At 64.5% G+C, this 13766-nt stretch carries 14 protein-coding genes; 8 read left to right on the top strand and 6 right to left on the bottom strand.

All coding sequences use genetic code 11. The features are described from left to right. Window positions 1-436: 436 nt before the first annotated feature. The 3 genes from QMG52_RS20380 to guaB1 are packed head-to-tail and all read right to left on the bottom strand — an operon-like array spanning window position 437 to window position 2728. Window positions 437-823 (bottom strand): hypothetical protein, encoded by a 387-nt coding sequence (locus QMG52_RS20380; protein WP_283562246.1) that lies wholly within the window; start codon window positions 821-823, stop codon window positions 437-439. Window positions 824-844: 21 nt separating this feature from the next. Beyond that, window positions 845-1150 (bottom strand): MFS transporter, encoded by a 306-nt coding sequence (locus tag QMG52_RS20375; protein ID WP_502920583.1) that lies wholly within the window; start codon window positions 1148-1150, stop codon window positions 845-847. 33 nt (window positions 1151-1183) lie between these two features. Beyond that, window positions 1184-2728: a GMP reductase gene (gene guaB1, locus QMG52_RS20370; RefSeq protein WP_283562245.1), complete on the bottom strand. Its 1545-nt coding sequence runs from the start codon at window positions 2726-2728 to the stop codon at window positions 1184-1186. Window positions 2729-3001: 273 nt separating this feature from the next. Here guaB1 and QMG52_RS20365 point away from each other — a divergent pair, with 273 nt between their 5' ends. After that, complete coding sequence (locus QMG52_RS20365; RefSeq protein WP_283562244.1) at window positions 3002-6925, top strand: multifunctional oxoglutarate decarboxylase/oxoglutarate dehydrogenase thiamine pyrophosphate-binding subunit/dihydrolipoyllysine-residue succinyltransferase subunit; 3924 nt, start codon at window positions 3002-3004, stop codon at window positions 6923-6925. Between the two features lie 85 nt (window positions 6926-7010). After that, complete coding sequence (locus tag QMG52_RS20360; RefSeq protein ID WP_283562243.1) at window positions 7011-7610, top strand: GDSL-type esterase/lipase family protein; 600 nt, start codon at window positions 7011-7013, stop codon at window positions 7608-7610. Between the two features lie 117 nt (window positions 7611-7727). Here QMG52_RS20360 and QMG52_RS20355 read toward each other — a convergent pair whose 3' ends face one another. The 3 genes from QMG52_RS20355 to QMG52_RS20345 form a co-directional block, all read right to left on the bottom strand. Continuing rightward, entirely contained in the window at window positions 7728-8606 is an 879-nt protein-coding gene (locus QMG52_RS20355; RefSeq protein WP_283562242.1) for a Rieske (2Fe-2S) protein, read from the bottom strand. A 91-nt stretch (window positions 8607-8697) separates the two neighbouring features. Beyond that, on the bottom strand, window positions 8698-9123 hold the full coding sequence (locus QMG52_RS20350; RefSeq protein WP_283562241.1) for a ChaB family protein: 426 nt from the start codon (window positions 9121-9123) through the stop codon (window positions 8698-8700). A 108-nt stretch (window positions 9124-9231) separates the two neighbouring features. Then, entirely contained in the window at window positions 9232-9591 is a 360-nt protein-coding gene (locus QMG52_RS20345; RefSeq protein WP_283562240.1) for a GNAT family N-acetyltransferase, read from the bottom strand. Window positions 9592-9728: 137 nt separating this feature from the next. Here QMG52_RS20345 and QMG52_RS20340 point away from each other — a divergent pair, with 137 nt between their 5' ends. The 6 genes from QMG52_RS20340 to QMG52_RS20320 all read left to right on the top strand — a co-directional run bounded on the left by QMG52_RS20340 (window position 9729) and on the right by QMG52_RS20320 (window position 13418). After that, entirely contained in the window at window positions 9729-10547 is an 819-nt protein-coding gene (locus tag QMG52_RS20340) for a DUF4097 family beta strand repeat-containing protein (RefSeq protein WP_283562239.1), read from the top strand. Next, window positions 10547-11152, top strand: coding sequence for a PadR family transcriptional regulator (locus tag QMG52_RS20335; protein WP_283562238.1), 606 nt, complete (start codon window positions 10547-10549; stop codon window positions 11150-11152). Before QMG52_RS20340 ends, QMG52_RS20335 begins: the two co-directional genes overlap by 1 nt. Window positions 11153-11327: 175 nt before the next feature. Continuing rightward, window positions 11328-11402, top strand: coding sequence for a 50S ribosomal protein bL37 (locus QMG52_RS22480; RefSeq protein ID WP_104061284.1), 75 nt, complete (start codon window positions 11328-11330; stop codon window positions 11400-11402). Window positions 11403-11538: 136 nt separating this feature from the next. Then, window positions 11539-12324, top strand: coding sequence for a helix-turn-helix transcriptional regulator (locus tag QMG52_RS20330; protein WP_283562237.1), 786 nt, complete (start codon window positions 11539-11541; stop codon window positions 12322-12324). Then, window positions 12312-12851, top strand: a complete 540-nt coding sequence (locus QMG52_RS20325; protein WP_283562236.1) for a hypothetical protein — start codon at window positions 12312-12314, stop codon at window positions 12849-12851. Before QMG52_RS20330 ends, QMG52_RS20325 begins: the two co-directional genes overlap by 13 nt. A 9-nt stretch (window positions 12852-12860) precedes the next feature. After that, window positions 12861-13418, top strand: coding sequence for a group III truncated hemoglobin (locus QMG52_RS20320; protein ID WP_283562235.1), 558 nt, complete (start codon window positions 12861-12863; stop codon window positions 13416-13418). The last annotated feature ends 348 nt before the right edge of the window (window positions 13419-13766 follow it).

Genomic DNA, 13766 nt, shown 5'->3' with positions numbered 1-13766 from the left:
AGATCTGCGCAACTGGATCAAGGGGTGGAACGAGAATCCCAAACCGTTTATCTGGACGAAGACCGCCGAGGAGATCCTCGAATCACTGGGACGACTATTAAAACGAATTAACGGCGCGAGACACTAGCGAAGATCGGTTGGTGCGGGCGGAACGGTGGGAATATCCGGTCCGGCTGCCTCGCACAAGGCGGGGTCGCAGGAAAGCAATCCGGTACGCCATCAGCGGGTCCGGCCCGAAGGCGAACGGGGTACCGGTGGCTCCGCCGCCAGCCAGCCCGGCGCCCAGCCGCACCACCAGTGCCCCGGCCGCGATGCCGAGTCCCGCACCAAGGTGCCCGATGGTGGCTGAGAGCGCGTTCGCCGAGTTCGGGCCGGACCGACGTCGGCGAACTGGATGGAGTTGTAGGCGGTGAACCCGATGGAACGGAACACGCCGCTAACCACCAACAGCACAAAAATCAGCGGATCCGGAGTCACCGCGGGCATCGGCGCACAGGCAATAAAGGTCGCCGCCGAGCAGCCCGGAGCGCAGTGGGTCCCAGCCGTAGCCATCCTGGAACAACAGCGGCAGCAGGAACTGCGCGGAGCTGATCGCCGTCCGGAGGATGAAGCCACCGGTGTTGGAGACCCGGAAGGTGCGTATCCGAAAAGTGGACAGGTCAAAGAGCGGCCGCCGCCGGCGCTGCATCCACCGGACGGCGCCGCCGCCGGCCAGAGCGGCAAGAATGAGCACGACGACGGCGGGGGCCGTCTGCCCTGCCCCGCCGTCTTGGGTGCCGGTGGAGAGAAATTCCAGCCCGATCACCAGGGCTCCGATTCCCATTCTGGTGCAGCCGAATCCGACTCAGTCCAGGCCGGAGCGCGCGGCAGGCTCCAGGACCGGAAACATCATGGCTCCGCCGATCCCCTGGTGGATCCGGCTGAGTGTGAGCAGCGTCAGGTCCGGACTCAGCGCGCACAGCGCTGAAGCCAGCGTAAAAACCGCGATGGCCGAACAAAAGACGGCGCGGTCCCCGAAGCGTACGGTCAGCCAGCCGCTGAGCGGAATGCACATGGCCACGGTGACAAAATACGCCGTCATCGTGATGTGGACATCGGTGGAGGGCACGTGGAAGTCGGCGGCGATGCTGGGCACTGCGGTGACCAGCACCGCGGTCCGCGCCCCGGCGGCCGCGCACTCCGCTTACCAACTTTCGCGTAGCGGACGGCCTTCCTCGTACCCGGCAGCGGACTGCACGCCTACGATGGCGTTTTGCCGGAATTCCGCGAGTGTCGTGGCTCCCGCGTAGGTCATGGAACTGCGCAGACCGGAGGTGATCAGGTCCAGCAGGTCCTCCACTCCCGGCCGGGCCGGGTCCAGGTACATCCGCGACGAGGAAATCCCCTCCTCGAACAGGCCCTTGCGTGCCCGCTCGAACGCGCCGTCGCGCTGGGTCCGGTTCTGCACAGCGCGCGCGGAGGCCATCCCAAAGCTCTCCTTATAACGGCGCCCCTTACTGTCGACGTTCAGGTCCCCCGGACTTTCGTACGTCCCGGCGAACCAGGAGCCGATCATGACCTGGCTGGCGCCTGCGGCCAGCGCCAGGGCCACGTCGCGCGGGTAACGCACGCCGCCGTCGGCCCAGACGGACGCCCCGAGCTCACGGGCGGCGGCAGCGCACTCGTAGACGGCCGAGAACTGCGGACGTCCGACGGCGGTCTGCATCCGCGTGGTGCACATGGCGCCCGGCCCTACACCAACCTTGATGATGTCCGCCCCCGCGGCCACCAGATCGCGGACTCCCTCCGCGCTGACCACGTTCCCGGCCACGATCGGGATGCCGCGGGCCACTCCGCGCACGGCCCGGACGGCATCGACCATTTTCCGCTGGTGCCCGTGGGCCGTGTCCACCACGAGGGTATCGACGCCAACCTCCAACAGGGCCACAGCCTTGGCCCGCACATCGCCGTTAATACCGACGGCGGCGGCCACCCGCAGTGCCCCCGAACCGTCCACGGCCGGCTGGTAGATCGTCGAGCGCAGTGCACCGGTGCGGGTCAGCGCGCCCGCCAGCTTCCCGGCCCGAAGCACCGGAGCAAAATCCGAGCCGGCCGCGTCCATCAGCTCAAAGGCCGCGCGCAGAGCCGCGTCCGTGGCCTGTCGGCCATCCTCGGCGGCTGAAGCGCCGCCGCTGCTGCTCGTGGCGTCGCGTTTGATCCCGCCTCTGATCTCGTCAAAACCGGCCGCATCAATGGTCACCACGTTGCTGTGCAGCACGGAACGGAGCGAGGAGAAACGGTCCACCCCTTCGCAATCCACGGTCCGGACCACACCGACAAAGGTGCCGGCGTCGCCGTCGTCGCCAGCATTGCCGGCGATGATCACCACGGCATTGTGGGCCCGCTTGCTCATCAGATGCAGCGCGTCGATGACCGTGTCCTGCGGCGTAAGTGTCACCGGGGTTTCGAAGAGCAGGTCCCGCTGTTTGACCCAGCCTGTGACATCCCGGACCACCGGCAGCGGAATGTCCTGCGGCAGCACGGCCAGTCCGCCCCGGCGCGACACCGTCTCCATCATCCTTTTACCGGTCACCGCCGTCATGTTAGCGACGACCAGCGGAATGGTGGCCCCGGTACCGTCGTCGCTGGAGAGGTCAACATCCATTCGTGAGACGACTTCAGAGCGGGACGGCACGAGGAAAACATCAGAGTACGTCAGATCCGTACTGGGATCGCTGAGGAACCGCATTGACACTACCTTCGGTTGGCATAAAACACCGTGATCCGGCCGGGGAAGGGCCGTTGGTGCCGATTTGACGAGTCTAGCCAGAAAGTCACCGAAACCCGGTGCCGAGGATTGGCCTGCGCGTTACTCTCCTCACTAGACTGGCGTGAGGTAAAGGTTTGAAGGACCCGGACCTGGTAAAGGCAGAAGCCGCACGGTCAGCACGGAGGAGTCCCTCTTGCGTGGGGCGGCTTATGTCGGCGGGCAACTAGAACTCATGGAAGAGGCGTATTTCACGTGCCAGATCAACCTATCCACCGTCTGCCCGAGGACTTTGGCGGAAACGAGTGGCTCGTTGACGAGCTGTATGAGCGGTACCAGCAGAACAGGAATTCTGTTGACACCAAGTGGTGGCCGCTCTTTGAATCCTTCGATTCAGACAGCGGGAATCCGGCCAGCGGGAATCCGGCCAACGGACTCCGTTCCACCGGTGCGGGCAACGAAGCCAGTCCGGTGACCCGGGAACTGCCGATCGTACAGTCGGCGGCGCCCGCCAAAGCTGCGGCTTCCCCCGGTCAGGCCGGCCGGCCCGCGTCGCCGCCGGCACTTGCCCCTGCCGCTGCACCCGACGCCCAGGGCACAGCTGCACCTGCCGCCCAGTCCGCGACCGCTGCCGCAGCAGCACCCGCCGCCCAGGGCACAGCCGCCCCCGCTAAGGCTTCGGCAGCCCCCGCCAAGGACGCCGCCCGCAACGGCTCCACCCCGATTCCGGCGCAGCTCCCCCGCGCCGCAAAGGACACCTCGATTCCGGAAGAGGACCGCACAACCGTTCTGCGCGGACCTGCCAAGGCCATCGCGACGAACATGATCACCAGCTTGGAGGTGCCCACCGCCACCAGCGTGCGCGCCATCCCCGCGAAGCTGCTGATCGACAACCGCGTGGTGCTGAACTCCAATCTCGGCCGGGCCCGCGGCGGGAAGGTCTCCTTCACACACCTGATCGGCTACGCCGTGATCCGGGCGCTGGCCCAGTTCCCGTCGATGAACGTCCATTTCGATGAGATCGACGGCAAGCCGGTTGCCGTGCAGCCGGCACACGTCAACTTCGGCATTGCCATTGACATGCCCAAGCCGGACGGTTCGCGTCTGCTGGTGGTCCCCAGCATCAAAAAGGCGGAGACACTCAACTTTTCCGAATTCTGGCAGACATACGAGACGCTGATCAAGCGCGCCCGGAACGGCAAGCTGACAGCCGAAGACTACGCCGGCACCACCGTCTCGCTGACCAATCCGGGCGGTATTGGCACCGTGCATTCGGTTCCGCGGCTGTCCAAAGGCCAGGCCGCCATCATCGGCGTCGGCGCGTTGGACTACCCGGCCGAGTTCCAGGGCGCCAGCCCCAAGATTCTCGCCCAGAACGCGGTCAGCAAGGTCCTCACCCTGACCTCCACCTATGACCACCGGGTCATCCAGGGCGCCGGCAGCGGCGAGTTCCTGCGCCTTGTGCAGCAGCTGCTGCTGGGTGAGCAGAACTTCTACGACGAGATTTTCGAATCCCTGCGGATCCCCTACGAGCCGGTCCGCTGGAGCCACGATCTTCAGGTCGATCCGGCCGATCAAATCAACAAGGTGGCCCGGATCCAGCAGTTGATCCACTCCTACCGCGTCCGAGGCCACCTGATGGCCGATACCGACCCGCTGGAATACGTCCAGCGCAAGCACCCCGACCTGGACGTCCTCACCTACGGTCTGACGCTCTGGGATCTGGACCGCGAGTGGCCCACCGGAGGCTTCGGTGGCAAACCGATGCTCAAATTCCGTGACATCCTCGGCGTGCTCCGCGACGCCTACTGCCGCACCACCGGCATCGAGTACATGCACATTCAGGACCCGGAACAGCGCAAGTGGTTCCAGGACCAGCTGGAGCACCCCTATTCGAAGCCCAGCCGCGAAGAACAGCTGCGGATCGTTTCCACGCTCAATGCCGCCGAGGCCTTCGAGACCTTCCTGCAAACCAAGTTCGTAGGCCAGAAGCGCTTTTCCTTGGAGGGGGGCGAGTCCCTGATTCCGCTGCTGGACAGCATTATCTCCGACGCCGCCGACGACGGCCTGGACGAGGTGGCGATCGCGATGGCCCACCGCGGCCGGCTGAATGTGCTGACCAACATTGCCGGCAAGACCTACTCCCAGGTGTTCCGCGAATTCGAAGGAACCCAGGATCCGCGCAGCGTCCAGGGGTCCGGAGACGTCAAGTACCACCTCGGCACCGAGGGCACATTCACCTCGGACAATGGCAATAACACCAAGGTCTATCTGGCCGCAAACCCGTCCCACTTGGAAGCCGCCGACGGCGTCATCGAGGGCATCGTCCGCGCTAAACAGGACCGCCTCGATCAAGGCGAAGCCTTTCCCGTGCTGCCGATCATGGTGCACGGAGACGCGGCCTTCGCCGGGCAGGGAGTGGTGGCGGAAACACTGAACCTCTCCCAGTTGCGCGGTTACCGGACCGGCGGAACCATCCACGTCGTGGTGAACAACCAGGTGGGTTTCACGACGGCGCCGTCGTCGTCGCGCTCGTCGGTGTACTCCACCGACGTCGCGAAAATGATCCAGGCTCCGGTCTTCCACGTCAATGGCGACGATCCGGAGGCCGTCGTCCGGGTGGCCCAGCTGGCCTACCAGTTCCAGCAGAAGTTCAGCAAGGACGTCGTCATCGACATGGTCTGTTACCGCCGCCGGGGCCACAACGAAGGCGACGACCCGTCGATGACGCAGCCGCTGATGTACAACTTGATTGAGGCCAAGCGTTCGGTCCGCCGGTTGTACACGGAGGCCCTGATCGGTCGCGGTGACATTTCCGAGGAAGAGGCCGAGCAGCTGCTGCGGGACTACCAGGAGCGCCTGGAACGCGTCTTCGCGGAAACCCATGCCGCGCAGACCTCCCCGATCCCGATCATCACCGCCGATTCGCAGGCGGTATCGGATCTGGAGCGTCCCTCTGCACAGCAGGCCGACGGCGGCGTCAACAAGCCGAAGTCGACGGCCATCACGGCCGAGACTCTGGCCCACATCGGCAAGTCGCACGTCGAAGTCCCCGAGGGCTTCACCGTGCATCCCAAGCTCCAGTCCCTGCTCGAGAAGCGCGAGCAGATGTCCCGGGAGGGCGGCATTGACTGGGGCTTTGGCGAGCTCGCCGCCCTTGGTTCGCTGCTGATGGAAGGCGTACCGGTCCGGATGGCAGGCCAGGACACCCGTCGGGGCACCTTCGTCCAGCGCCACGCGGTCTTCCACGACCGCGCCAACGGCACTGAGTGGACGCCGCTGACCAAACTGAGCGATTCGCAGGCGAAACTGTGGATCTACGATTCACTGCTGTCCGAATACGCCGCCATGGCCTTTGAATACGGCTACTCGGTGGAACGCCCGGACGCCCTTGTGATCTGGGAGGCCCAATTCGGGGACTTCGCCAACGGTGCCCAGACGGTCGTGGACGAATTCATTTCCTCCGCCGAGCAGAAGTGGGGCCAGCGTTCCTCGCTGGTTCTGCTGCTGCCGCACGGCTACGAGGGCCAGGGCCCGGACCACTCGTCTGCGCGGATCGAGCGCTACCTGCAGATGTGTGCGGAGGAAAACATGGTCGTCGCCAACCCGACAACTCCCGCCTCGCATTTCCATCTGTTGCGCCGCCAGGCCTACAGCAAGCCCCGCAAACCGCTGATCGTCTTCACTCCCAAGCAGCTGCTGCGCCTGAAGGCCGCCGCATCGGCCGTGGAGGATTTCACCCAGGGCGGCTTCCGACCGGTTATCGGTGATGCAGCGGTGCAGGACGGCAACGCCGTCGAACGCGTTGTGCTGGTCTCCGGCCGTCTGTACTACGATCTGCTGGCTGCCCAGCAGAAGGCCACTGAAGGTATTGCTGCAGAAGGCAATGCCAAAAATCCGAAGTCCGCGATCATCCGGGTGGAGCAGCTCTACCCGCTGCCGCTCGCGGAGATCAACGCGGAACTGGCGAAGTACCCGAATGCGGACATCGTCTGGGCCCAGGACGAGCCGGCCAACCAAGGTCCGTGGCCGTTCATGGGCCTGAACCTGGCGCCGGTGCTGGAGCGCAAGCTCCGGCTGGTGTCCCGTCCGGCGTCCGCTTCCACGGCTACCGGCTCTGCCAAGCGCCACGCCGTGGAGCAGGCGCTGCTGATCAAGCAGGCGTTCGAACGCAAGTAAACGCCTCGGCTGCCCGGTCTGCATCACAGGCCGGGCAGCTTTCTTTGAGGCGGTCCATTATGCAGCAGTACACGAGAGGTCACTAGTGGAGGACAGGAAACTGCGGATTGCCGCGGTCGGAGACGAGCTCATTGCGGGGGTAGGCGACCCGCGCGCACTGGGGTGGCTGGGCCGAGTGCTGGCCCGCACCCCGCGGGAGGGCATCTCGGTGGAGACCTACGCGCTGGCGAGCCCGCAGGAAGGCACCGAGGCACTGGCCGCGCGCTGGCTGCAGGAGGCCGGACGCCGCTTTGACGACTTCCATGAAAACCGGCTGATCATCGGGCTGTCCGCCCGCGACATCGAATTTGGGCTGTCCACCGCGCGCAGCAGGCTAAATCTCGCCAATATTCTGGACGGCGCGTCGCAGCTGAGCATCCCGGCGTTCGTGGTCGGTCCGCCGCCGAGCCTCGATCCGGTGCTGAACAGGAAGCTCGCCGACCTCAACACAGCCTTCGCCGACGTCAGCACCCGACGCAAGCACCGCTATGTGGACACCTTCTCCCCGCTGCAGAACCACGAGCAGTGGCGCACCGATCTGGCGGGCAACGGGGGCACTCCCGGCCAGGCCGGCTATGGCCTGATGGCTTGGCTTGTGCTGCACCGGGGCTGGTACCAGTGGCTCAACATTCCCGAAGCCAGCTGACCCTCATCCCCAGCTGATCTCCGCCCCTCCCCACCATCGATGACGCAGTCACCGCGCAGGTTCCCGACTGACATGGGCCAAGTGCTACGTCGATCGGTGGGGAGTCTGGAGCATGGCCTAGCCGGCGCCGGGAAGGCAAACCTCCACGGTTCCTTCGGTGATGCGCGTCCGGAATGATGGTTGCGGCGACGTGGCCGGACCGTGCATCACGTCGCCCGTCTCCAGCGAAAATACACTCATGTGCCACGGGCACATGACACAGCTGACGCCGCCCTCGATCTGCAGCGTGCCCTCGCTCAGCGGACCGGATAAGTGGCTACAGGTGTCGGATAAAACGTTGACCTTGCCTTCGGCGGTGCGCAGCACCAGAAGCGGGACGGAGCCCAGCATCCGCCGCTCCATCCTGCCCGCCGTCAGTTCATCCAAACGCACCAGCCGCTGCCAGCCGGGCTGGATCCGATGCGGAACGTCCTCGGCATGGTTCGCACCTGCCGCCTGCCGGAAGGCCAGATGACCACCAAGCCAGCCACCGGCGGACACCACGCCGAGCCCCAGGAATCCAAGCATCCGACCTCCGCCGGGTTTGCCTGTCAGCCGCTGGAACAGCGACACGGAATAGAGGCCGACGGCGGCGGCGTTGGCGGTTGAATGGATGACGCCGATACGCTGGTGCTGTTCATGCAGTTCGGAAAAATCCACGTAGCCGGCCAGCGCCGACGGTCCTGCCGTGGCCAGACCGAGGCCCACCAGAACAGCGGCCTGCTTTTCTGCCCCGGGCAGGCAGTCCAGGACCGCCGCGGAAATCCAGGCGCCGAGAGGAACCTGCACCATCAACGGATGCAGGGGATGGCCCAGCGGGACACCGTGCAGCACGTCCCGCAGCCAGCGTGGCCGAACAGCCTTCTTCACCAGGCCCCGGACCACGCCGGCCAGCGGATCCAGTTGCTTGGCATCCTCAAGACGTTCGACGGCGGTCAACAGCGGAAGTGTTCTCACGATTATCTCCTGCTTTTGGTTTCCTGCTTTTGGTTTCCTGCTTTTGGTTTCCTGATTCACAGCATTCTGCGGGGGCGGCGTGGGGTTTGAGTTATTCCTTCTCGCGGCTCTGCCGGGTCTTCCGGTCATTGGCCTTCTGCAGCGCGTCGACCAGATCGGCCTTGCTCATGCTCGAGCGCCCGGGTACGTCCAGTTTTTTGGCCAGCCGGTATAGATGTTCCTTGGAGGCGTTCTCATCAACCCCGCCTGCCGTGGGCCGGTTGGTGTCCTGCCCGCCCTTCGCCTGCCCGTCCGAGGGGCCGGCGGAATCCTTCTTCTCCCAGTGATCGCCCACCTTTTCGTAACTGTGTTTCAGCGAAGCGTAGGCCGTACGTGCCGCGCGTTCGCCGTCGTCGTACTCCTCCATCGCGGAATCGTATGTTTGCGCAAATGTCGCCTGCGCATGTGCCTCCGAACGGCGCAGCGTTCCGGGCAGTTCGCTCTTTCTGGCATGTCCGCTCTTGTCTGCTTTCGGCATTCGTTGTCCCCTTCTGGACGGTTAGGACGGTTAGGACGGTTCCGGACCGTTTCGGACGGCAGGACATTCCCAGCTTCATTCCCGGCTGGTTGACGGCGTCTGGGCCTGTTACGCCCCCGTCCCCGGCCAATCGACCCTGCCCTCATAGTCCTCCCTGGTGCTGACAACATCGGCAACGAACGGGCAATGCGGAATAATGCGTTTACCCTTGCTGATTGCGTCGTCCAGCGCGAAGAGGGCCAGCTTGGTGGCAAGCCCATGACCTTGGAATTTCTCCTCCGTCTGTGTATGCACAAAGTCGATGCTTTCCGGGCGCGCCGTGTAGGTGATGGTGGCTGCAAGCTCGCCGCCGACCCGCGCCTCGTAACGATCCTGGTTGTCCTGACGGCCCATTGAGAGGGCTGCGTCCCCGGTACCGCCCTCGCCTGCCGGTCCGCTGCTGCTGGTATTGGTATTGGTATTGGTCATATCGTGAGCCTTGCACTTCTCAACGGCGGAAACAACAGCCGCCCCCGATTGACTTCTGTACCAGTATCCCTTGACGGCGCAATCAACGCGATATAACGTGACTAGATGCGCGATATAGTGCAACTCTTGGAGGAGCAATGAGCCCGCAAAGCTGGTCCATCACGACACCGCAGACGCTGGAAGTCGACGGCGTGAGTTCCCTGCGCGCCGCCATCGTCCGCGGCCGGTTGGACGTCATCACCCATGACGAAGCCATCACCCGCGTCGAGGTCACCGAAGTCACAGGGCAGCCCCTGCGGGTGACGTTCAACGATGGGGCACTAAAGGTTGAGCACCTGGATCCCGGCAACTGGTTTATGAAAATCGTCAATCTGAATACCTCGGACCGGGCCATCATCAGCATCGCCGTTCCGGCAGGCATCGATGTGTCCGTCGCAACAGTCAGCGGCGACGGGCTGGTATCTGGCACCTCGGCCAGCACCAGCCTGAAAACGGTCTCGGGTTCGGTGATGGCGGACCACACCGCAGGAATGTTGACGGCGGATACGGTCAGCGGAGAGATCATAACCCGGCAGCACAAGGGCCCATTGACGGCCAAAAGCATTTCGGGGGAAATCACCGCGTCGGGCCTGCTCAGCAGCGTCCGGGCCAGTACCGTGAGCGGAGATCTGTCCCTCGACATCCTCGGCACCCCCGCAGATATGGTCTCCAAATCCGTCTCCGGCGACGTCACCGTCCGGCTGCCGCAAAACATCGGAGTCGACGTGGAATCCAAAACAACCTCCGGCACCGTGATCGTGGATGATCAGCGCTTCTCCGCAACCGCCCAGACCGTCCGCACTACTTCCGGGCCGGCGAAAGGCATGTTCAAACTGCGCACGAGCTCGGTCTCCGGCAACGTCGCCGTCATTCATGGCGAACCGGCGCGGACAGCGCGGACGGAGGAGGGTCGCTGATGCCCCCGGTCTTCGCGCACGGTGCCCTGCGGCTGTACCTGTTGGCGCTGCTGGAGGAAGGTCCCAAGCACGGCTATGACGTGATCCGGGACCTCAGCGGGCGCTTTGGCGGGACGTACTCCCCCAGCGCCGGCACCGTCTATCCACGACTGGCCAAGCTGGAGGAGGAAGGGCTGGTGGCGACGACGACGGATGGAAGGCGCACCATCTACTCTCTTACCGACGCCGGCCTGGCGGAGCTGGAGAGCCGCCGGGGTGAACTGCAGGAAGTGGAACACGACATTTCATCGTCCGTGCGCCGGCTGGCCGACGAGCTGCGCGGCGATATCCGGGCCAACATGAAGGGACTGCGCGCCGATCTCGCCGCCACGGCGGAAGCTGCCAGGGGCGCGTCCCGGCGGATGCCCGACAGCGGCAGCCAGTCCCCCGCCAATCACCGTCTGTTGAAGGAAACAGAAATGATGCTGCAGTCCTTCCGTGATGACCTGCGGGTGGAGCTGCGAGCGCACGCGGGCCGCCAGCAGCTCACTGAACTCACGGTGGAAACCGTGCGGACCGTGCTGGATCAGGCACAAATAGCCATCCGGGCCACCTTGAAGAGATAGCTGCCCGATGCGGGAAAACTGAGTGCGTGAACGCGGTCTTTCCGCGGACATTCCCGCCGTCCGGCCCAACCCACGGACGACGACGGCGGGAGACACCGTTTAGGTCAGCCGGTAAGGCGTGTGGGAGACTAGAGGGCGGATCTTTTCAAAATCGTTTAGAAGATGGGAGGCAGCTATGTCCAAGCGTGCACGCAAGCGTCGTGACCGGAAGCGTGGCGGCGCAAACCACGGTAAGCGTCCCAACGCTTAACCATTGTGCTTAAAGCTGAAGAAACCTCCTGAGCCATCCGGCTTGGGAGGTTTCCTTTTGCCCTGCGTCCGCGAGCCCTGGAATCGTGTCTACTGGGTTGAATCGACGGCTTTCGTTTTAATCGTAGACTGGTCGTGTGTCCGCTGCCCGCTCCGAACTATCTGCCCAACCGGCCCTTTCCTCTCCCAGCCGGGTGCGGCTGCTCGCCGCCATCCGCGGCGCGGTTCAGCCGCCGACGGCGGCCGAGCTGGCTGAGCGGTCCGGCCTCCAGCTGAGCACCGTCCGGTTCCATCTGAAGGCCCTGGTCCACGCCGCGCTGATTGAACCTGTTCGCGACTTCCCCAACGGGCCCGGCCGCCCACAACTGCGCTACCGGGCCTTCCATCGGGAACCGGACTCCGGCGGCTACCGGCTGCTGGCCGAGATTCTGGCCGAATCGCTCACCGACCGCTCCGCGAACACCCCGCAGGCAAAGGCGCAGGCCGCCGGGGCCCGATGGGTGCGCGGGCGGATGGATCGTCCAGCCGCGCCGCCCCAACCTGACGCCGGCACGGTCCCGCAGGAACCCCCGGCTGGCGCAGTGGACCAGCAGCAGGCAGCGGAAGCCGTCGGCGCTTTGTTGGCGGAGCTGGGCTTTGAACCGGAACCCGCCGCGTCCGGGACGGAGTCCCTGCTGCATCTGCATGCCTGCCCCTTTGTCTCCATGGCCAGAGCCCTGCCGGAGGTTGTCTGCGCCGCGCATTTAGGTCTACTCAGCGGATACCTGGAGGGCCTGGGGGCAGGACGTGCCGACGTCCGTCTCCAGCCCTGGGCCACCGCGGACACCTGCGTGGCCGCCATCTCGCTCCCAGGTCCGGAATCTGCACCCCAAACGCGTGATCCTGAGCCCCCTTGCATCGAACGGAAGCAATGCTCCAGCTAATAGTCCTGGCCGCGGTACCCTTCATCTGGTTCGGAATGGTTGCCGCCATTTCATTCCTCGAGACACCGCTCAAATTCCGGGCCCCAGGCATCACGGTTGCGTTGGGCGTGGGAATCGGCAGGATTGTCTTCAAGGCCCTCAATACGATCGAGTGCCTGTTCGCCGTCGTACTGGTCCTCGCCTTAGTCGCCGACCCGCACGTTGTCCCAGTACCGGCCGGCGTTGCCATCGGAGTCGCCGTGCTGGCCTTGGCCCTGCAGCTGGTGGTGCTGCGGCCAAACATGGCCCAACGGACGCGTTTGCTCGCCGACAGTGCGACCGCCGCCGGCGGAAGAACGGCAGCAGATGCCCGGAACGGTGGAACGGGGACTCTTCAGGGCATCGACAGGACCGACGTCGCCACGGTTGCTGCCAACGCGGGCGCAAAAACAGCCACAGCGCCGCATCTGAGCTACATCGCGGCGGAAGTGGTCAAATTCGCTGCGCTGCCGGTGGCCGGCATTGCCATTCTCCTGGCAGCGATATAGATGGCGGCGATGGAAAGCGGAGTCTCGGCGCCAGTGACGGCCGATACCGATCCGGCCGGTCCACTGGGCGGCACGAAACCCCAGAGCGTAACCGTTCCACACGCCGAAACGGCCCAGAGCGGAACCCTTCCGCGAAACTGTGATCTGACCAACCGTGATGACGTGATACGGCTCGTCACCGCCTTCTACGGGCGCGCATTCGCCGACCCCCTGCTGGGACCGGTCTTCCTTGACGTGGCGCACATGGATCTGGCCCGGCACATGCCGATTATGGCTGATTTTTGGGAGACGGTGCTGTTCCGGGCCCGGCTATACCGTCGGAATGCGCTGGCGGTCCATTTTGACCTCAACGCCAAGGAACCGTTGACCGCCGCGCACTTCGGCCGCTGGCTCGAATTGTGGGCGGCTACGGTGGACGATCTCTTCCACGGTGAGAAGGCACGGCTGGCCAAACTGCAGGCCGAACGAATCGCGGGATCCATTCAGCGAAGGGTGGCCGGAAAAACGCCCAGCGATTTTGCGACCATCGGAACCCGCAACCCACCGATATCGCGAACCCGCCTGTAGATTGCCCAAACAAAGTCGGCTCCGTCGAGTCCCGTCGTCGAATCAACGACTCAAAAATCAGGATTCTAGATCCGGGGTTCTGAACCAGGTTTTTTACGTGGGGTTTCTAATCCGAAGTTACGTGGGTGGTGACGTGGGAAATCCCCGCCGTCCTTGACTTCCGGCGGGGATTTCGTGGTTTTGGGGTTTCTTCCTTCTGTCTACTTCAGGTTCAGCGGGACGGTTTGGCCGATGAGTTCGTAGGCACGGCGCTGGATGGGTGTTGGGGCCGCGAGCGTCGGGACTGCGGGCATCGTGGTGTCGGTGCCGTAACGGATGTCGTTGCGGGTCAGGGTGGCGAGGTGTTCG

The organism is Paenarthrobacter sp. PH39-S1 (assembly GCF_030063245.1).
GTDB lineage: Bacteria > Actinomycetota > Actinomycetes > Actinomycetales > Micrococcaceae > Arthrobacter_M.
This window is presented reverse-complemented; position numbering and strand designations above follow the sequence as displayed.